General features: G+C 54.3%; 15 protein-coding genes. 6 read left to right on the forward strand and 9 right to left on the reverse strand.

Annotated elements, in window-relative coordinates:
- Window positions 1-44 precede the first annotated feature (44 nt).
- Window positions 45-830: a zinc ABC transporter permease subunit ZnuB gene (gene znuB, locus B1H58_RS15975; protein WP_085071457.1), complete on the reverse strand. Its 786-nt coding sequence runs from the start codon at window positions 828-830 to the stop codon at window positions 45-47.
- A complete protein-coding gene (znuC, locus tag B1H58_RS15980; protein WP_085071458.1) occupies window positions 830-1,582 on the reverse strand; it encodes a zinc ABC transporter ATP-binding protein ZnuC in 753 nt (250 codons plus the stop codon). Before znuC ends, znuB begins: the two co-directional genes overlap by 1 nt.
- A 77-nt stretch (window positions 1,583-1,659) precedes the next feature.
- Between znuC and znuA the strand changes: the two genes are divergently transcribed.
- The 3 genes from znuA (at window position 1,660) to lpxM (ending at window position 5,096) form a co-directional block, all read left to right on the forward strand.
- Complete coding sequence (gene znuA / locus B1H58_RS15985) at window positions 1,660-2,607, forward strand: zinc ABC transporter substrate-binding protein ZnuA (RefSeq protein WP_085071459.1); 948 nt, start codon at window positions 1,660-1,662, stop codon at window positions 2,605-2,607.
- Window positions 2,608-2,620: 13 nt separating this feature from the next.
- On the forward strand, window positions 2,621-3,940 hold the full coding sequence (gene mepM, locus B1H58_RS15990; protein ID WP_085071460.1) for a murein DD-endopeptidase MepM: 1,320 nt from the start codon (window positions 2,621-2,623) through the stop codon (window positions 3,938-3,940).
- A 181-nt stretch (window positions 3,941-4,121) separates the two neighbouring features.
- The gene (gene lpxM / locus B1H58_RS15995) at window positions 4,122-5,096 is read left to right on the forward strand and encodes a lauroyl-Kdo(2)-lipid IV(A) myristoyltransferase (protein ID WP_085071461.1); all 975 of its coding nucleotides are present in this window, start codon (window positions 4,122-4,124) and stop codon (window positions 5,094-5,096) included.
- A 139-nt stretch (window positions 5,097-5,235) separates the two neighbouring features.
- On the opposite strand, the gene B1H58_RS16000 is transcribed toward lpxM, so the two are convergent.
- The 6 genes from B1H58_RS16000 to B1H58_RS16025 all read right to left on the reverse strand — a co-directional run bounded on the left by B1H58_RS16000 (window position 5,236) and on the right by B1H58_RS16025 (window position 14,939).
- Window positions 5,236-6,468: an MFS transporter gene (locus B1H58_RS16000; protein ID WP_085071462.1), complete on the reverse strand. Its 1,233-nt coding sequence runs from the start codon at window positions 6,466-6,468 to the stop codon at window positions 5,236-5,238.
- An 82-nt stretch (window positions 6,469-6,550) separates the two neighbouring features.
- The gene (locus B1H58_RS16005) at window positions 6,551-8,908 is read right to left on the reverse strand and encodes a GNAT family N-acetyltransferase (protein ID WP_085071463.1); all 2,358 of its coding nucleotides are present in this window, start codon (window positions 8,906-8,908) and stop codon (window positions 6,551-6,553) included.
- Window position 8,909: 1 nt separating this feature from the next.
- On the reverse strand, window positions 8,910-10,202 hold the full coding sequence (locus B1H58_RS16010; protein WP_085071464.1) for a lysine N(6)-hydroxylase/L-ornithine N(5)-oxygenase family protein: 1,293 nt from the start codon (window positions 10,200-10,202) through the stop codon (window positions 8,910-8,912).
- A 10-nt stretch (window positions 10,203-10,212) separates the two neighbouring features.
- Window positions 10,213-11,769 carry a pyridoxal phosphate-dependent decarboxylase family protein gene (locus B1H58_RS16015; RefSeq protein ID WP_085071465.1) on the reverse strand — a complete coding sequence of 519 codons (1,557 nt, stop codon included), beginning with the start codon at window positions 11,767-11,769 and terminating at the stop codon, window positions 10,213-10,215.
- Between the two features lie 536 nt (window positions 11,770-12,305).
- Window positions 12,306-13,748: a pyruvate kinase gene (gene pyk, locus B1H58_RS16020; RefSeq protein ID WP_085071466.1), complete on the reverse strand. Its 1,443-nt coding sequence runs from the start codon at window positions 13,746-13,748 to the stop codon at window positions 12,306-12,308.
- Between the two features lie 318 nt (window positions 13,749-14,066).
- The gene (locus B1H58_RS16025) at window positions 14,067-14,939 is read right to left on the reverse strand and encodes a MurR/RpiR family transcriptional regulator (RefSeq protein WP_085072342.1); all 873 of its coding nucleotides are present in this window, start codon (window positions 14,937-14,939) and stop codon (window positions 14,067-14,069) included.
- Window positions 14,940-15,298: 359 nt separating this feature from the next.
- Between B1H58_RS16025 and zwf the strand changes: the two genes are divergently transcribed.
- Entirely contained in the window at window positions 15,299-16,774 is a 1,476-nt protein-coding gene (gene zwf, locus B1H58_RS16030) for a glucose-6-phosphate dehydrogenase (protein WP_085071467.1), read from the forward strand.
- A gap of 209 nt (window positions 16,775-16,983) precedes the next feature.
- Window positions 16,984-17,622, forward strand: coding sequence for a bifunctional 4-hydroxy-2-oxoglutarate aldolase/2-dehydro-3-deoxy-phosphogluconate aldolase (locus tag B1H58_RS16035; protein WP_085071468.1), 639 nt, complete (start codon window positions 16,984-16,986; stop codon window positions 17,620-17,622).
- Between the two features lie 36 nt (window positions 17,623-17,658).
- On the opposite strand, the gene purT is transcribed toward B1H58_RS16035, so the two are convergent.
- Entirely contained in the window at window positions 17,659-18,837 is a 1,179-nt protein-coding gene (gene purT / locus B1H58_RS16040) for a formate-dependent phosphoribosylglycinamide formyltransferase (RefSeq protein WP_085071469.1), read from the reverse strand.
- A 139-nt stretch (window positions 18,838-18,976) separates the two neighbouring features.
- On the opposite strand from purT, the gene B1H58_RS16045 reads away from it, so the two are divergent.
- Complete coding sequence (locus B1H58_RS16045) at window positions 18,977-19,318, forward strand: YebG family protein (protein WP_085071470.1); 342 nt, start codon at window positions 18,977-18,979, stop codon at window positions 19,316-19,318.
- Window positions 19,319-19,356 lie beyond the last annotated feature (38 nt).

The raw sequence follows: 19,356 nt of genomic DNA on the forward strand, positions 1-19,356 counted from the left end.
AAAACGCCAGCGATAAGCTGGCGTTTTCGTCTGGTTAACCGCTCTCAGGCCGGAGCTTTTTTCATCTGGCTGATAATAAACAGCAGTGCGGCACAAAGCACCACCGAAGGGCCGGCGGGCGTATCGTAAAAGGCCGAGAAGGTAAGGCCGCCGGTCACGGCAATAATGCCTGTACCGATAGCGATAAACGCCATCTGCTCCGGCGAGCGGGCAAAGCGGCGAGCGGTGGCGGCGGGGATCACCAGCAGCGAAGTGATAATCAGCGCCCCGACAAACTTCATCGCCACGCCAATGGTTAAGGCAGTAACCAGCATCAGCAGCATGCGCGTGCGCGCGATATTGACGCCATCCACCTGCGCCAGCTCCGGGCTAATGGTCATGGAGAGTAAAGGTCGCCATTGCCAGGCGAGCGCCGCCAGCACCAGCGCCACGCCGCCGCCGATTATCCATAAATCCTCCGGCGTCACCGCCAGCAGATCGCCAAACAGATAAGCCATCAGATCCACGCGGACATTCGACATCAGGCTCACCACCACCAGCCCCAGCGACAGGGCGCTGTGCGCCATAATTCCCAGCAGCGTATCAATAGCCAGATGGGGACGACGCTCCAGCCAGACCAGGCCCAGCGCCAGCAATAGCGTGACCGCAATCACCGCGTAAAAAGGATTAACGTTCAGCAACAGGCCAAAGGCCACGCCCAGCAACGAGGCGTGCGCCAGCGTATCGCCAAAATAGGACATCCGACGCCAGACCACAAATGAGCCCAGCGGACCGGCTGCCAGCGCCAGCATTACGCCGCCCAGCCAGCCGGGAAGTAACAGTTCAAGCATTATTTTTCCTGTCCTTTACGCAAAACTATCCGTCCCTGTAAATCGTGACGATGATTATGATGATGCCGGTAGATCGCCAGCTGCTCTGCGCCGCGTGGGCCAAACATAGCGATAAATTCAGGATGGCGCGACACCACTTCCGGCGTGCCGGAACAGCAAATATGGTGATTCAGGCAGAGCACTTCATCCGTTTTTGCCATAACCAGATGCAGATCGTGCGAGACCATCAGCACGGCGCAGTTCAGTTCAAGGCGCAGCTGGTTAATAAGATCGTACAGCGCAACCTGACCGTTAACGTCAACGCCCTGGGTGGGTTCGTCCAGCACCAGCAGATGTGGTTGATTAAGCAGGGCGCGCGCCAGCAGTACGCGCTGGGTTTCACCACCCGACAGCTTTTGCAGCGCGGCATGCTGCAGGTGTCCGGCCTGCACGCGTTTGAGCGCAGGCAGAATATCCGCTTTGCGCGTGCCCGGACGCAGCCGCAGAAAACGCTCTACGGTCAGCGGCAGCGTTGGGTCGAGATGCAATTTTTGCGGAACATAGCCGATACGCAGCGGATTATTGCGTTTCAGCGTGCCACTATCCGGCGCGATCAATCCAAGCACGACGCGAACTAACGTGGACTTACCGGCGCCGTTAGGGCCAAGGAGCGTCAGGATCCGTCTTGGTTCCAGCGCTAAAGAGATATTGGACAATACCTGACGCTGGCCAAAACTGACTGAGATATTTTCCAGACTAATCAGTGAGGTCATAGTTATTAATGCTTGCAGAAGTTATCGGATGTTATAATATCACAATCCATCACCCAGTCACGATGGATTGACGCATTATGTTACAGAATAAAAAAGCCCTTTTTCCTCTGCTATTTTCCCTTGGTTTTGCCGCTGCGTTTAGCGCTCCCGCCAGCGCAGCGGTTATCGCTTCGATTAAACCGCTGGGCTTTATCGCCTCCGCGATCGCCGATGGCGTAACCCCGGTAGAAGTTTTACTGCCCGATGGCGCTTCCGAACATGATTACGCTTTGCGTCCTTCTGACGTTAAACGCTTGCAGAGCGCGGATCTGGTGGTATGGATTGGTCCTGATATGGAAGCCTTTATCAGTAAAACCGCCAGCGCATTTCCCGCAGAAAAGAACCTGGAAATTGCCCAGTTGCCCGCGGTAAAACCGTTGCTGATTACCGGCGCGGAAGAGCAGGATGAGCATCATGAAGAAGATGAAGCCCATCATGACGCAGCGCATGAACATCATGATCATGGACAATATAATATGCACCTGTGGATGTCGCCGGAAATAGCGCGCCAATCTGCGGTTGCAATCCATGAGAAATTATTGGAACTTATGCCGCAGCGCAAAGACAAACTTGACGCTAACCTGCAGCAATTTGAGGCAGATTTAGCGAAAAGCGATACGCAAATTGCGCATCAGCTGGCACCGCTTAAAGGAAAAGGATATTTCGTTTTTCATGATGCTTATAGCTACTTTGAAAAGCATTACGGTCTCACGCCACTTGGCCATTTTACCGTTAATCCTGAAATCCAGCCGGGCGCGCAGCGTTTACATCAAATTCGAACACAGTTGGTTGAGCAAAAAGCGACCTGCGTTTTTGCTGAGCCACAATTCAGGCCGGCCGTAATCGATGCCGTTGCCAGAGGAACTCAGGTGCGTAAAGGTACGCTCGATCCGCTGGGAATGGGCATCAGCTTAGCAAAAGACAGTTATGTGAAATTCCTCTCACAGCTGTCGAGCCAGTATGAAAGCTGCCTGAAAGGAGCATGAGGAATCCCTAAAAGTGCAACAGATAGCCCGCTCTGTCGCTCTGGCATTTAATAATCTGCCGCGTCCCCACCGCGTTATGCTTGGGTCGCTGACCGTTGTTACTCTGGCCGTCGCTGTCTGGCGGCCGTTTGTTTATCACCCGGGTGAAACATCGCCCATCGTAAAAACCATTGAAATTGACAAAAACCAGCTGCGTACGCTGCTGCCTGAAGCCAGCGAGCCGCTCGATCAGCCTGCGCCGGAAGATGACCTGCCGCAGGATGAGATCGATCAGGACGTAACGGCGGAAAGCGGCATCCATGACTATGTGGTCTCCAGCGGCGACACCCTGAGCAGCGTGCTGAACCAGTACGGCATCGATATGGGTGAAATCAACCAGCTGGTTAAAACGGATAACGATCTGCGTAATCTCCAGGTGGGGCAGCAAATCTCCTGGACACTTACCGATGAAGGCCAGCTGCAACGCCTGACGTGGGAGATGTCGCGGCGCGAAACCCGTACCTACGATCGCATCGGTAACGGTTTTAAGATGTCCAGCGAGCTGCAGAAAGGCGAATGGACAAACAGCGTGCTGACCGGCGAAGTCAAAGGCAGCTTTGTCAGCAGCGCTCAGCGCGCCGGGCTGACCAGCGCGGAGATCAGCGGCGTGATCAAAGCGCTGCAGTGGCAAATGGATTTCCGCAAACTGCGCGCGGGCGATAAATTCAGCGTACTGATGTCGCGTGAAGTGATGGATGGAAAAAATGAACAGAGCCAGCTGCTGGGCGTGCGTTTGCGCACCGGAGGCAAGGATTACTACGCCATCCGTGCCGAAGATGGCAAATTCTATGACCGCAGCGGCTCTGGCCTGGCGCGCGGTTTTATGCGTTTCCCAACGGTAAAACAGTACCGGGTCTCCTCTAACTTTAATCCGCGCCGTCTGAATCCGGTGACAGGCCGTGTCGCACCGCATAAAGGGGTGGATTTTGCCGTGCCGGTCGGCACGCCGGTACTGGCAGTGGGCGACGGTGAAGTGGTACAGGCAAAACGCAGTTCCGGCGCGGGCAACTATGTTGCTATCCGCCATGGCCGTCAGTATATGACGCGCTATATGCATATGAAAAAGCTGCTGGTGAAGCCAGGCGATAAGGTCAAACGTGGCGATCGCATCGGTCTTTCCGGCAACACGGGTCGTTCAACCGGCCCGCATCTGCACTATGAAATCTGGATCAATAACCAGGCCGTAAATCCGCTGACGGCGAAGCTGCCGCGCACTGAAGGACTTACCGGCAAGGATCGTTCCGCATTCCTGGCGCAGGCAAGAGAAGTGCTGCCTCAGCTCAAACTCAATTAAGCGTCAGCAGTTTCTTATCAGCGAGGCGCACGGTAACACGTGCGCCTCCGCTTGCTCTCTTTTTCCCCACAGGTGCGTTGGTTTCGTATTATTTAGGGTTGGTTTAACGACAACCTGCGGTAAGCGTTGCAAATTTACCTGCCGACACTATCATTAGCCGGTTATTGATAGAGGCGAGTGCATGGAAACCAGCAAGAAAAAAAATACAGAATTTATTCCCGTCTTCGATAAATCCTTCCTGTTACCCAAATACTGGGGTGCCTGGTTGGGTATCGGTGCGTTTGGCGTAATGGCAATGCTGCCTGCAGCGCTACGCGATCCTATCCTTGGCGCGGCGGGCCGCCTTGCTGGACGTTTTGCAAAAAGCGCGCGTCGTCGCGCGCAAATCAACCTGCTGTATTGCATGCCAGAGCTGTCGGAAGCTGAGCGTGAAGCGATCATTGATGAAATGTTTGCCACCGCTCCGCAGTCAATGGCGATGATGGCCGAACTGGCGCTGCGTAATCCGGATCGCGTCCGACAGCGTGTTCACTGGCACGGGCGGGAAATTATTGATGAGATGCTGGCAGAGAAGCAGAATGTTATTTTTCTGGTGCCGCACGGCTGGGCAATCGATATTCCTGCCATGCTGCTGGCTTCAGAAGGTCAGATGATAGCGGCAATGTTTCACAATCAAAGTAATCCGCTGAATGACTATATCTGGAATCGGGTGCGGCGTCGTTTCGGCGGCCGTATGCATGCCAGGAACGATGGTATAAAGCCCTTTATTAACTCGGTGCGTCAGGGGTACTGGGGATATTATTTACCCGATCAGGATCATGGCGCAGAGCAAAGTGAATTCGTTGATTTCTTTGCCACTTATAAAGCGACTTTGCCTGCGGTGGGGCGGCTGATGAAAGTATGCCGCGCGCGCGTGGTGCCGCTATTCCCGGTCTATAATGCCAAAAATCATCAGCTGGATATCTATATCCGCGCGCCAATGGACGATCTGCTTGATGCAGACAACCCAACGCTGGCGCGCCGCATGAATGAAGAAGTAGAGTATTTTGTGCGTCCGCATCCGGAGCAGTACACCTGGATATTAAAACTGCTTAAAACGCGGCGTGAAGGGGAGATCGAACCCTATAAGCGCAAAGAGCTGTTTCCGCGCAAATAGTAAAACGGTAAGCGCCCGCCGGTTGCATAAAGCAAAGGCAGGGCAGAAGTGACCATCGTCCCGCGCCTTTATGGCGCGGGATTTGCGTTCCGGCAGCCGCTAAGAGCGGACTGAAACGCATGGAGATGCATGCCTCTGCTCAGAGCGGATTTACCGTACTGCGTCGCTTGCGCTCGCGCAAAAAAGCGGTCACCAGCACCAGCCACAGCAGGCCGCTCGCCAGATTGATCAGGCTAAACCAGGCGCTGCCGCCATGAAAATAGCCATATTTCGTCAGCTCAATACCCAACGCAAAAGCAATAATACTTACCATCCCTAACATGGCGGCCACGCTGCCTTTGCCCGCAGTGCTGGAAAAGAGCGTTAAACGATACAGCCCGGCATTTACCATGCCTGCGCCGTAGGCATACAGGCTCAGTCCGGCGGTCAGCCACAGGTAACTGTGGTTATCGATCAGGCTGGTTAGCGCAGCAAGCGCCAGTCCGGCCAGAATCGGCCATGCGCCAAAGCGCAGCGGGCCTTCAATCGGCAGGCGGCTGGCCAGACGGCTCAGCGTCAGGTTACCGGCGATCATCGCCAGGAAAACCGGCAGCTGCAGCAGGGCGTAATCCATACGCGACAGCCCCTCATCCTGAATCAGAATTACCGGCGACAGTGCTACCCAGGCAAGGATAGGAATAAATACCAGGCCGATCGCCAGCGAGCCGCTCATGATTTGCCGATCGCGTGCCAGCGCCAGATAGCTGCGCGCCAGATTTTTCAGGCTAATGGAAACGGTACGATCGCCTGCGGTTTCCGGCATGGCGCGCCAAAGGCCAATCAGCGCCAGCGCCGCGATAACAGCAAACAACCAGAACATGGTGCGCCAGTCACCTACGGTTAAAAAGGCTGCGCCCGCCAGCGGACCAGCCAGCGGCGCCAGCAGCGCGACATTGGCCATCAGCGCCATAATCCGCACGCTGCGCGCCTCGTCAAACGCTTCCTGAATCGCCGCATAGCCTACCGCGCCGATAAAGCAGAGGCTGATGCCCTGCAAGAAACGCAGCACGATAAATTGCTCAATGGATGAAATCCAGTGCATCAGCGCGCAGCAGATAATAAAAAACAGTACGCCAGCCAGCATTACCGGACGCCGGCCATATTTATCTGATAACGGGCCAAGCAGCCATTGCAGAACGATGCCGCCGATCAGATAAGCCGTCAAGGAAGCGGAAACCCATTCGGCTCCGACATTGAATTCGTTGGTGACCAGCAGCATGCCGGGCTGGATCATGTCGTGCGCAATATAGGTAGCGAACTCAAACAGCACCAGCGAAAGCGGAAAGAGTAAATGCCTGAAGGTCAGGCTGGAAACCGGGGTGTATGCGGCCATGCAGGTATGCTCCAGAAAGATAAAAACGCGACCGCAAATGCGGCCGCGTCAGTATAACGATCAAAATTATATTAAATATGAATTATTCCTGATGCGCGAACGCGGCAATCGGGTTAATCAGTTCTCCGGCAAACTTCAGGTTCTCTGCCGGATCGGCCAGATTAATCATCTGCTGATTATTCGCCAGCTGCAGGCGATTCAGACAGGAAAGCGCGAAGGTGGGCGCAAACAGATTATAGCGGGCAAATTTAGGTGCCAGCTGCGGATGCGCCTGCTGATAATCATGAACGCACTGCGCCACGCGCTGCCAGAAACGTGCTTCGGGCAGCGTCCCGCTGTCATCCAGAATAGCAGAGACAAAGCGGAAAATGCAGTCAAACACATCGGTAAAGATTGAGAGTACCTTCAGGTTTTCCGGTACCTCCACCGCCAGGCGTTGCGCCTTCTCCGGCAGCACCGCATCCGGGTTCAGCACCGCGATCTCCTCGCCAATATCTTTCATACAGGCGGCGATCGGCACATTATTTTCCAGCAGCAGGATCAGGTTTTCGCCGTGCGGCATAAAGACGATGTCATGTTGGTAGAAACAGTGCAGCAGCGGGCTAAGGTAGCAGGTCAGATAGCGATCGATCCAGGCTTCCGCCGCCAGGCCGGAATCGGCAATCAATGCAGGCAACAACGGCTGCTGATGCTGATCGATATGCAGCAGTGAAGCCATGGTCATCAGACGCTGGTCAGGTTTCAGGTTCGCCACTGGATTATCGCGCCACAGCGCGGCAAACATCTTTTTCCAGGCGGAGTCGCCCTGAATAGCGCGCTCATAGTAACGGTTATGATAGCCGATCGCCGCTACCTCGCGCAGCAGACGGAAGTCACACTGCTGTAGCCAGCGATCCTGGCTCACTACGCTTTCCAGCCACTGGTTTACCGCTGGCGTGGTGGCCATATAGTAAGGTGACAGTCCGCGCATAAAGCCCATATTTAATACTGAGAGTGCGGTTTTGACATAACGTTTGTTGGGCTGGCTGCGGTTAAAGAAGGTGCGGATCGACTGCTGCGCCTGATAGTTATCTTCGCTTTCTCCCAGCCAGATAATATCGCGTGCGGCGATATCGGGTGCAAAAACCGTCAGCAGCTTATTCTGCCACTGCCAGGGATGGACCGGCATAAACAGATAATCCTGCGCATCCACGCCCAGCGCCCGCAGGCGCGTATTAAACCCGGCGATGGTGGTTTCTCCGAGCTCCTCCTGCATTAACTGCTGATAGCTCAGCGTATCCAGGCTGGAGAAGTGCGCATTGCGGGTATGCACCGCAACCCAGACCAGGCGCACTGGCGTGGCCGCTTCCGGCGCGTAGGCAAGATAGTCACGCGCATCAAAACCGATGCGGCCATTATTGGCAACAAAGCAGGGGTGACCTTCGGTCATTGAAGCTTCCACCGTCTGGAAATCTGCCTTTACCAGCGCCGCGCTGTCCGGGTTGCCCTTCTGTAGCTTATAGACGCTGCTACACAGCGTACTGGTGATCTCTTCCATATAGATCGCCAGCATGGCGGCAGGGATACCAATCTGCTGCTTAAACTCAATAATAAACTGCAGCGCATCCAGCGGCCGCGGCTCGCCGTTTTCATGCTTTTCCAGTGAGTCTGCATCAATTTGCCAGTGATCGAGCGCCAGACGGCGGGCGCGGAAAGTGTATACCGCTTCGCCGCCCGGCACCGCCAACTGATAGCTACCGCTGGCGTCAGGCTGGGGTGAAATCAGCTTCTCATGGGCGAACTCAGCAATCGCCTTGCGCACCAGCAGGCGGTTAGCCAGCGCCCAGTTGTCGCCGCTCAGGTGTTGTCCGTTGATCAAGGTTTGGTTTGTTGTCATCTGTAATTGTTCCTGCAGTTGCGCTTGCTGATAATCTTCGCGCTGGCAAAAGGCGAGCCAGGCGGTTTTATGGCCCATATCGATGGTGTGCTGATAGCGGAAGCCGGCCCGTTTGTTCAGACGATGGATTTTCTCGTTACGCACGTCTGGCTCCACCACCACCCGCCGCACCTGCGGCAGGCTGAAGAGGTAATCCATTACCGTGCTGAATACCTGCCAGCTAAACTGCGGCAGCGGTTTTTCCGCAGGCGCAATCAGAATATGCATCCCATAATCGTCAGGGCGAGCCGGATAGTATTTGCCCACCTCATCCTGTTCGGCGCGGTAAAACTCCATCAGGAAAACTGGCCGGTCATTGCAAAGGCCGATCATTGCCGCCTGCGGATCGTGGGCGGCCAGCTGCTGGTAAAAGTTAGCGACCTGTTCCAGCGTGTGGTTTTGCATACCCCAGAAGCATGCGTAGCTTTGCGTCACCCAGCGATGGATAAGCGGCGCGTCCTCTGCGTTCATTGGGCGCAGGGCAAATTCACCAGCGGGTCGTTTGCAGCGATATAAAAAACTCATCTTAGCGCTCCGTCTCTGCCGGGAAGGTCTGGAAGGCGATGCGTTTTTCAACCGGGTAGATCTCCCGTCCGGCGATTTCACGGATCAGCACTGAGTTGCGATAGCAGGCCATGCCGAGATCGGGCGTGACAAATCCATGGGTATGCAGCTCGGCATTTTGTACAAACACCGCGTTATGGCGATCGATGCTGTAATTGCGCTGCACATCGTAGCGCCCCTGCTCATCCCAGCGCAGCCGGTGAGAGATGCCTTCAATAAACTGCGGCGGCCGGTAGTGATAGCCGGTCGCCATCACCAGACCCTCGGTACGGCGCGTATAGTGCTCATCCTGCTCGCGCTGATGCAGCGACAGCTCCAGCTGGTTATCCGGCAGGCGACGCAGGCCGGTCAGCGCTGAATTGGTAAACAGCCGCACCTTGAGGTCGCCATCCAACTGTTTGATATACATTAGATCGTAAATGTCATTTATCAGGCTGCTGTTGATACCTTTGAACAGGTTTTTATGTCCGGCATTCAACTGGTCACGTTTAGCCGGAGGGAGGGCATGAAAATAGTCGATCCATTCTGGCGAGGTCATTTCCAGCGTCAGTTTGGTATATTCCAGCGGATAGAAGCGCGGCGCGCGCGTTATCCAGTTGAGCTGATAGTCGTGGCTGTCGATATCGCTTAACAGATCGTAAAAAATCTCCGCCGCACTCTGACCGCTGCCGAGCACGGTTATTGAGCGCTGCGCCTGCAGCTGCTGCTTATTCACCAGATAGTCGCTGGAGTGCACAATCCGATCGCGCAGCGGACGGCTGCATTCCGGCAGCCAGGCGACCGGGCCGGTACCCAACACCAGCTTACGCGTCAGCCAGGTATGACGTTCGCCGCTGCGGGTATCAAGGGTCTGAAGCTGATAGCATTCGCGGCCCTCATCGTAGCTGACATAGTCAACGCGCGTATTCCAGCGCAGGTTATTCAGCTGTGAGCAGGCCCACTGACAGTACTGGTTGTACTCCTTACGCATCAGAAAGAAGCTTTCCCGGATATAGAAGCTGTAAAGCTTGCCCTTTTGCTTCATATAGTTCAGCAGGCTAAACGGGCTGGTGGGATCGGCCAGCGTCACCAGATCGGCCATAAACGGGGTTTGCAGATGGGCGCTTTCCAGCATCATGCCGGTGTGCCAGTCAAAACCGGGATTCTGGTCGAGAAACAGACCATTAATCTCCTCCAGCGGCGATGTCAGACAGGCGAGGCTCAAATTAAACGGACCGATGCCAATGCCGATAAAGTCATAAACGGTGTCGTTCATCATTATGTCCTTACTGATTTGCAGCGCTTAACGGCGTGTTGCGTGACAGTTCGCGTCCGTAATGGCTAATTAACGCAATAACGTCTTCCATATCGGCGACGCGGGTAGTGGGGTTAAGCAGGGTAAATTTCAGATACTGGCGTCCGTTGACTTTAGTGCCTGCCACCACCGCGTTGCCGGAGCGGAACAGCGCTTTGCGGATCTGCGCGTTGATCTCATCTGTTGTTTCATCGTTCAGGCCGGGACGGGGGATATAGCGGAATACCTGAGTGGTCAACTCCGGCGCATGCAGCACTTCGATGGCGGGATGCGCCAGTAGCAGGCGATGCGTTTGCTGTGCAAGGGCCAGTACGCTGTCAAAGGCCGCACCCAACTGCTGCGCGCCCATAATACGCAGCGTCATCCACATCTTCAGCGCATCAAAGCGGCGCGTGGTCTGAATACTTTTATTTACCAGGTTGGGCGTACCTTCCTGCTGTGCGCTCAGCGGATTGAGATAGTCGGCATGTACCGTAACGTGGCTGAGGTGTTGGCTTTCACGCACAAAGAAAGCGCCGCAGCTGACCGTCTGAAAGAAGGATTTATGATAATCCACGGTAACCGAATCAGCGTGCTCAATGCCAGCCAGGCGCGATCGATGCTGTGACGACACCAGCAGACCACAGCCGTAGGCGGCATCCACATGCATCCAGAGCTGGTAGTGACGGCAGATATCGCTAATCGCCTGTAGCGGATCGATGCTGCCGAAATCGGTGGTGCCCGCTGTGGCCACCACGGCAATCGGGATCAGCCCATCCTGCCGACATTGCTGGATCGCCTGTTCAAGTTTGACGGCATCCATACGGTAATGCTCATCGTGGTCAATAGCGATCACCGCATCATAGCCAAGGCCCAGAATGGCAGTGGATTTCTGAATACTGAAATGGCTCATTTTCGAGGTGAAAATGCGCCATTTACCTGCCTCAGGCGGCAAACCGCGCTGTTTGATCAGATGTTCCGGGCGTTGACGCACGCACCAGCTGTCGCGCGCCAGCAGCATGGCCATCAGGTTAGACTGCGTACCGCCGCTGGTGAAAATACCGTCCGAACCGGCTGGCAGGCCGATGCGCTGCAGCGTCCAGTCGATAACCTTCTGCTCGATCAGCGTACCGCCAGCGCTTTGATCCCAGGTATCTACCGAGCTGTTAACCGCGCTCATAACCTGTTCGGCCAACAGAGAAGGCAGAACGATTGGGCAGTTCAGGTGTGCCACATATTTAGGATGATGAAACCAAACCGCATCACGCAGATAGACTTCCGCCAGTTCGGCAAGCGCCGCCTGTGAATCGCCCAGCGGCTGCTCCAGATCGATATTACGTAAGGCTGGTGCCAACTCGTGCGGCAGGATGCCGCTGAACGGCTTCTCAGTCTGCTGGATCTGATGCCGAATTAAAGACAGCGCGCTTAATGTTTGCTGCGCATATTGCTCCAGCTGAGCCTCGTTAAAGAAAAATTCGCTACCGCTAATGCCTGAATAGTCGCAATGGTCTACAGCGGTCTGTTGTGTTGTTGCGGAAACTAAAGCCATTTCCTGACCCTTTTTCTGGACGTAGGAACCCGTACCGCCAGTAAAAAAAATGGCGGCCCTGTACGCCTGGTGTTTTACGACACCAGTTAAAATTTTCTAATGTTTTGCGGGTGTGAGGAATTTACCCGTAATAAAATAAAAACAGAGGAGCTACCGTCTGAAGCAGATAAACCTCCTTTTTATGCGGTTATCGCGCTATTTTGTTAATGTAATGCTGCGCATGAGAATGAAAATGTGATTATAAATAGCAATCATTATCATTCAATATAATTTTGATGACAATAAAGCTATAAGTAACATTAATATTTAAAGTGTGATGCAGATCACCTTTTTTCGGGTTTAAGGTGCTGGGAACGTGCAAGGATCTTCAGATAACCGGGCGTAAACAGACGGATATCCACTGCGCGGTAAGCAGGAAAACAGGTGTGTGCAAATCAGGGAGATGGTGAGCGGGGCGCTGCGTAGCAGGTGCTACCGTGGTCGGTGGGAACGAAGAGCAGAGAGAAAAGCTGCCGCTTCTGCGGCAGCTTGCGGAATTACTCGACGCGCAGGATACGACTGGTATTGGTGGTGCCGGTGGTGGCCATCACGTCGCCCTGGGTGACGATAACCAGGTCGCCAGAAACCAGGAACCCTTTGTCGCGCAGCAGATTAATCGCATCATGCGCTGCCGCCACGCCATCATTATTACTGTCAAAGTAGACGGGCGTGACGCCGCGATAGAGTGCCGTCAGGTTGAGCGTGCGTTCATGACGCGACATAGCGAAAATGGGCAGGCCCGAGGTGATGCGCGAGGTCATCAGGGCGGTACGGCCCGATTCCGTCATGGTGATAATCGCCGTTACGCCCTGCAGATGGTTAGCAGCGTACATCGCCGACATAGCGATCGCTTCCTCCACGTTATCGAACTGCACTTCCAGACGATGTTTCGATACGTTGATGCTGGGAACTTTTTCCGCGCCCAGACAAACTTTTGCCATCGCGCTAACGGTTTCAGCCGGATACTGACCCGCCGCGGTTTCAGCCGAGAGCATTACCGCATCTGTCCCATCCAGCACCGCATTGGCGACATCCATCACTTCGGCACGCGTCGGCATTGGATTGGTGATCATCGACTCCATCATCTGCGTGGCAGTAATCACCGCCCGATTCAGCTGACGGGCGCGACGGATAAGCGCTTTCTGAATGCCGACCAGCTCCGGATCGCCAATTTCCACGCCCAGGTCACCACGGGCCACCATCACCACGTCGGAGGCAAGAATGATATCGTCCATCGCTTCCTGGCTGGAAACGGCTTCGGCGCGCTCAACCTTGGCGACAATTTTCGCATCGCTGCCCGCGTCCTGCGCCAGACGACGTGCGATATTAAGATCTTCACCGCAGCGCGGGAAAGAGACCGCCAGATAGTCAACGCCGATTTTCGCGGCGGTAAGAATGTCCGCTTTATCTTTTTCAGTGAGTGCCTCAGCAGAGAGACCGCCGCCCAGTTTGTTAATCCCTTTATTATTGGAGAGCGGGCCGCCGACGGTAACTTCGGTAAAAACTTTGTTCTCGCGCACTTCCAGTACTTTCAGCTGTACGCGGCCATCATCCAGCAGCAGCACATCACCCGGCACCACATCTTCCGGCAATCCTTTATAATCAATGCCGACTTTTTCCTTGTCGCCTTCACCTTTCCCCAAACTGGCGTCAAGCAGAAACCGGTCGCCTACGCTGAGAAAAATTTTCCCTTCTTTAAAAGTCGAAACGCGAATTTTCGGCCCCTGCAGATCGCCAAGAATGGCGACGTGGCGTCCCAGTTTGGCAGCAATTTCACGCACTTTATCTGCGCGCAGCTGATGATCCTCTGGTGTGCCGTGGGAGAAGTTCAAGCGGACTACGTTAGCGCCGGCGGCAATGATCTTCTCCAGATTATTATCGCGGTCAGTAGCGGGGCCTAAAGTAGTAACGATCTTGGTTCTTCTGAGACGTCGAGTCATGGGTTTTCCTTAAGGTGTAAAAACCTGAGTGATGCGTAGAGTAAGTATGCGTGTTCTTTTTATGATTATTGATATAACGGCGAATTCATATTCCTTCCTGTTACGCCTGAGTGCATTGCAGGCGCTGTGCTAAAGAGCTTTTACTTTCTCGTCAAATACAATACTGACACCGGATGCTAAAGTCACTCTTCACGCGCAGTGAAGGAAAAGTTCGTTGATAACAGACAAGATTTATCGCTTCGTGGCAGCGGAAAAGGGCATGAAAAGCAGACGCCGTCGGCGGTAAAAAAATGCATCGGTCAGCGTAACAGCGCCTGCTTAACGTTGAATGGGGAAAGGGTCGATCTCTTTATCCAGCCGTGACGGCTTTAACGCCTCTTTCACGCGTTTGAGATTATCGCGGAAGCTGGCGCCATGATGTAGCGTAAAGCCGGTCGCCAGCACGTCAATCAGCATGAGCTGGGCCATACGTGACACCATCGGCATATAAATATCGGTATCTTCTGCCACGTCCAGCGCCAGCAGCAGCGAGGCCTCCTGCGCGAGCGGGGAACCGGAAGCGGTAATGGCCAGTACCACCGCGCCGTTTTCGCGCGCCAGCTGAGCCAGCTCCGGCAGCGATTTTGTGCGCCCGGTGTGGGAAATCAACACCACCACATCGCCCACGCCACTGTTAATACAGCTCATGCGCTGCATAACCACATCGTCTGAACAGAACACCGGTACGTTAAAGCGGAAAAACTTATTCATGGCGTCGTGCGCTACTACGGCTGACGCGCCCAGCCCGAAAAAGCCGATCTTTCTTGCCGTGGTCAGCACCTCGACGGCGCGCTGGATCGCCCGCATATCCAGGCGTTGACGCACCTGTTCCAGACCCGCCAGCGCTGACTGAAAAATCTTGTCGCTGTAGATTTCTACCGCATCATGCTCATTAATATTACGGCTGACCCACGGCTTGCCGGTCGCCAGGCTTTGCGCCAGCTGCAGTTTAAAATCGGGAAAGCCTTTGGTTTGCAGACGATGGCAAAAACGGTTTACCGTAGGATCGCTGACTTCGGCGGCGGCGGCCAGCAGCGCGATACTGGAGTGGATAGCCATTTCAGGCGCGGCGAGCACCACTGCTGCAACTTTGCGTTCGGATTTACTGAGAAAAGGAAGCTGCGACTGAATTCTCTCTAACATATTGTTCATACGGTAACGCTCATCACTTTTGTCAATTTCATAGACAGGTGCATCCAATGGCTGTTTATTGCGAATATACCGCGCTATAGCCGCAGCATGGCAGCGCAGGTAAAACCTGACCTGACGTTTTTTGCCAGAATATGAGCTGTGTCTGATTTCATTGCACAAAAGCCATAGTATTTACAGGGAAACACGCCGCGTATAAGCAGGCCAGGCGTTGTTAAAATAACCGTTTATGGCAAAAGAAGCGGGTGCTGGTTTACCCGCATCGCGCAAACACAGTACATTGTGCTGGAATAAAATTACAATAAGAGCTGGGTCACTGAGGATTATCCGGGCCCGACTCATCCTGCAACGAGGAGATAAGAATGGCGGTAACACAAACAGCCCAGGCATGCGATCTGGTTATTTTCGGTGCTAAAGGCGACCTGGCGCGCCGTAAACTGCTGCCTTCCCTGTACCAGCTGGAAAAGGCTGGGCAGATTCATGAGCAGAGCCGTATCATCGGCGTTGGACGCGCGGAATGGGATAAAGCGGAATATACCAAAGTCGTACGCGAAGCGCTGGAAACGTTCATGAAAGAAAAAATCGACGAAGCGCTGTGGGATCGCCTCAGCAGCCGCCTCGATTTCTGTAATCTGGATGTTAACGATACCTCGCATTTCCCGCGCCTGGGCAAAATGTTGGATCAACAGAACCGCGTAACCATTAACTACTTTGCCATGCCGCCCAGCACCTTCGGCGCTATCTGTAAAGGGCTGGGGATGGCGAAGCTGAATGCCAAACCCGCGCGCGTTGTTATGGAAAAACCGCTCGGCACCTCGCTGGAAACTTCGCAGGAAATCAACGATCAGGTTGGTGAGTATTTTGAAGAGTGCCAGGTATTCCGTATCGACCATTATCTGGGTAAAGAGACGGTGCTTAACCTGCTGGCGCTGCGCTTCGCCAACTCCCTGTTTGCCAATAACTGGGATAACCGCACCATCGATCATGTGCAAATCACCGTAGCGGAAGAGGTCGGGATTGAAGGCCGCTGGGGCTATTTTGATAAAGCGGGTCAGATGCGCGATATGATCCAAAACCATCTGCTGCAGATCCTCACCATGATTGCCATGTCGCCGCCGTCCGATCTCAGCGCTGACAGCATCCGTGACGAAAAAGTCAAAGTGCTGCGCTCGCTGCGCCGCATCGATCACAGCAACGTACGCGACAAAACGGTACGTGGTCAGTATACCGCCGGGTTTGTGCAGGGCAAAAAAGTGCCGGGCTATCTGGAAGAAGAGGGCGCTAACAAAACCAGCAATACGGAAACCTTCGTGTCGATTCGCGTTGATATCGACAACTGGCGCTGGGCTGGCGTGCCGTTCTATCTGCGCACCGGTAAACGTCTGCCGACCAAATGTTCGGAAGTGGTGGTCTATTTCAAAAATCCGGAAATGAACCTGTTCAAGGATTCCTGGCAAGAGCTGCCGCAGAACAAACTGACAATTCGCCTGCAGCCGGATGAAGGGGTGGATATCGAAATCCTGAATAAGGTTCCGGGTCTCGATCATAAACATAACCTGCAAACCACCAAACTGGATCTGAGCTACTCAGAAACCTTTAACCAGTCTCATCTGGCGGATGCCTATGAGCGTTTGCTGCTGGAAACCATGCGTGGCATTCAGGCGCTGTTTGTGCGTCGTGATGAAGTAGAGGCCGCGTGGAAATGGGTGGATTCCATTATTGATGCCTGGGCAGCGGATAACGATGCGCCTAAGCCTTATCAGGCTGGCACCTGGGGGCCGGTTGCTTCGGTCGCGATGATTACGCGCGATGGTCGTTCGTGGAACGAGTTCGAATAAGCCGCTTCCTGCTAAGCCCGCGTAATGCGGGCTTTTTTTTGCCTTAAGAAACGTCATATAAAAATGAACCGCAGTTTCAAAAAATGCTTAAGCGCGTGGACGCCTGAGGTGAAAATCAGGTATGGTAGTGTCCGTTTCCTTTGCTGCGCGGATGCGCGCCATTATTGCCAGTGGTCGGAACGTTCGCTGGCCTCACAGGAGAAAGTGCGATGAAAAACTGGAAAACGAGTGCCGAAGCGATCCTGACCACGGGACCGGTGGTGCCGGTTATTGTAGTCAACAAACTGGAACATGCGGTGCCGATGGCGAAAGCGCTGGTGGCGGGCGGCGTTCGCGTACTGGAAGTGACTTTGCGCACGCCGGTGGCGATGGATGCGCTGAAAGCCATTATTCAGGAAGTGCCGGACGCTATCGTCGGTGCCGGAACGGTGATAAATCCTCAGCAGCTGGCGGAAGTCACGGCGGCAGGCGCCCAGTTTGTTATCAGCCCGGGCATTACCGAACCGTTGCTGCAGGCGGCCACAGAAGGTACCGTTCCGTTAATTCCAGGTATCAGCACCGTTTCTGAATTGATGACCGGGATGCAGTATGGCCTGCGCGAATTTAAATTTTTCCCGGCAGAAGCCAACGGCGGCGTAAAAGCTTTACAGGCGATCGGCGGGCCTTTCCCGCAGGTGCGTTTCTGCCCAACCGGCGGTATCTCGCCAGCTAACTATCGTGATTACCTGGCGCTGAAAAGCGTACTCTGCATCGGCGGCTCCTGGCTGGTGCCGAACGATGCGCTGGAAGCGGGCGACTATCAGCGTATTACCGAGCTGGCACGTGAAGCAGTAGCTGGCGCTCGCTAAATACAATGGCTCTCCCACCGCGGGAGAGCCGTTTCCTTAACCGCTTACCCTGACCGCCGCCGCTGCCGCAACCGCGCGACTAACCGCTTCCTCAACGCTTTCTGCAGTGGCCAGCGCTACGCCCATGCGCCGTTTGCCGTCGATGTCCGGTTTAGCAAACAGCCGCAGCTGTTGACCGGCACCTAATGCTTTTTCCACATCGCTATAGCTGACATTGTTGCTCTGCAGCTCCGGTAAAATAACCGCTGACGCGGCGGGGCCGTACTGACGAATCGCCCCAATCGGCAGGCCTAAAAAGGCACGTACATGCAGGGCAAACTCAGAGAGATCCTGTGAAATCAGCGTTACCATGCCGGTATCATGCGGGCGCGGCGAAACTTCGCTAAAGATCACCTCATCACCGCAGACAAAGAGCTCAACGCCAAATAACCCAAAGCCACCCAGCGCCTTAACCACTTTTTCAGCGATCTGCTCAGCGCGTGCTAATGCCAGCGGGCTCATCTGCTGCGGCTGCCAGGATTCACGATAATCGCCATCTTCCTGACGATGGCCGACAGGCGCGCAGAAGTGGATGCCGTCCACGGCGCTTACGGTAAGCAGGGTAATTTCAAAATCAAATGTTACCACGCCTTCAATAATGACTTTTCCCGCTCCGGCGCGTCCGCCCTGTTGCGCATAGTCCCACGCTTTTTCCAGCTGTGACGCATCACGAATAAAACTTTGGCCTTTGCCGGAAGAGCTCATGACCGGTTTAATGATGCAGGGGAAACCAATCTCTTCTGCCGCGGCGATAAAAGCGGTTTTACTGTCGGCAAAGCGATAGCTGGAGGTAGGCAGGCCCAGCGTTTCAGCTGCCAGACGGCGAATACCTTCACGATTCATGGTCAGACGCGCCGCCTGAGCGGCTGGCACTACGCGCTGTCCCTGCTGCTCCAGCTCAATCAGCATATCGGTGGCGATAGCTTCAATTTCCGGTACCACAAAGTCGGGGCGCTCCTGGTTAATCAGCGCTTTCAGCGCTTCGCCATCCAGCATATTAATGACATGGCTGCGGTGGGCAACATGCATGGCCGGCGCATCGGCATAACGATCAACAGCGATCACCTCAACGCCCAGACGCTGACATTCGATTGCCACTTCTTTGCCCAGTTCACCTGAACCCAACAGCATCACGCGCGTCGCACCCGGACGCAGCGCAGTTCCAAGAATCGTCATAGTACCTACCTGAAAAGTGAAGAGTAAAAACGCGCGCAGTATATACGAAAACGTTTGCGTTGGCAGCTGCAGGGAAAACTTGATCTCACTGTTTGGCCTGTTATACTGTATAAAAATACAGTATAACCCGAGGTGAGTCATGGCTGTTGAAACCAAATTTGTTGTGGTCAGAAAAGGTGAAGAAAAAATGACATTTGCCAGTAAAAAAGAAGCAGACGCATACGACAAAATGCTCGATATGGCAGAAGCTTTTACTGACTGGCTGATACAAAGTGAACTGCCACTGGAGGAAGCGCAACTGGAAAAACTGGGGCTGTTCCTGGCAGAACAAAAAGATGCCGTTCAGCACATTTTGCGTACCAGCAAGCTGCCGGAAGCGCAGCCAGCGGTAAAAGCCGCGAAAGCTACCGCAACGGAAACAGATGACGGTAAAGCACAGGACGAAACGGCAAAAAAAGTACGCGCAGTGAAGGCCGCCTGATTGACCAGCCTGATTAACATTGCAGCCTGTTGAATATC

Source organism: Pantoea alhagi, assembly GCF_002101395.1.
In the GTDB taxonomy this organism is placed as follows: Bacteria; Pseudomonadota; Gammaproteobacteria; order Enterobacterales; family Enterobacteriaceae; genus Mixta; species Mixta alhagi.

Coding starts and splice junctions, on each gene's coding strand:
- znuB (WP_085071457.1), bottom strand. CDS start 830: ATGCTTGAACTGTTACTTCCCGGCTGGCTGGGCGGCGTAATGCTGGCG.
- znuC (WP_085071458.1), bottom strand. CDS start 1,582: ATGACCTCACTGATTAGTCTGGAAAATATCTCAGTCAGTTTTGGCCAG.
- znuA (WP_085071459.1), top strand. CDS start 1,660: ATGTTACAGAATAAAAAAGCCCTTTTTCCTCTGCTATTTTCCCTTGGT.
- lpxM (WP_085071461.1), top strand. CDS start 4,122: ATGGAAACCAGCAAGAAAAAAAATACAGAATTTATTCCCGTCTTCGAT.
- B1H58_RS16000 (WP_085071462.1), bottom strand. CDS start 6,468: ATGGCCGCATACACCCCGGTTTCCAGCCTGACCTTCAGGCATTTACTC.
- B1H58_RS16005 (WP_085071463.1), bottom strand. CDS start 8,908: ATGAGTTTTTTATATCGCTGCAAACGACCCGCTGGTGAATTTGCCCTG.
- B1H58_RS16010 (WP_085071464.1), bottom strand. CDS start 10,202: ATGAACGACACCGTTTATGACTTTATCGGCATTGGCATCGGTCCGTTT.
- B1H58_RS16015 (WP_085071465.1), bottom strand. CDS start 11,769: ATGGCTTTAGTTTCCGCAACAACACAACAGACCGCTGTAGACCATTGC.
- pyk (WP_085071466.1), bottom strand. CDS start 13,748: ATGACTCGACGTCTCAGAAGAACCAAGATCGTTACTACTTTAGGCCCC.
- B1H58_RS16025 (WP_085072342.1), bottom strand. CDS start 14,939: ATGAACAATATGTTAGAGAGAATTCAGTCGCAGCTTCCTTTTCTCAGT.
- zwf (WP_085071467.1), top strand. CDS start 15,299: ATGGCGGTAACACAAACAGCCCAGGCATGCGATCTGGTTATTTTCGGT.
- B1H58_RS16035 (WP_085071468.1), top strand. CDS start 16,984: ATGAAAAACTGGAAAACGAGTGCCGAAGCGATCCTGACCACGGGACCG.
- purT (WP_085071469.1), bottom strand. CDS start 18,837: ATGACGATTCTTGGAACTGCGCTGCGTCCGGGTGCGACGCGCGTGATG.
- B1H58_RS16045 (WP_085071470.1), top strand. CDS start 18,977: ATGGCTGTTGAAACCAAATTTGTTGTGGTCAGAAAAGGTGAAGAAAAA.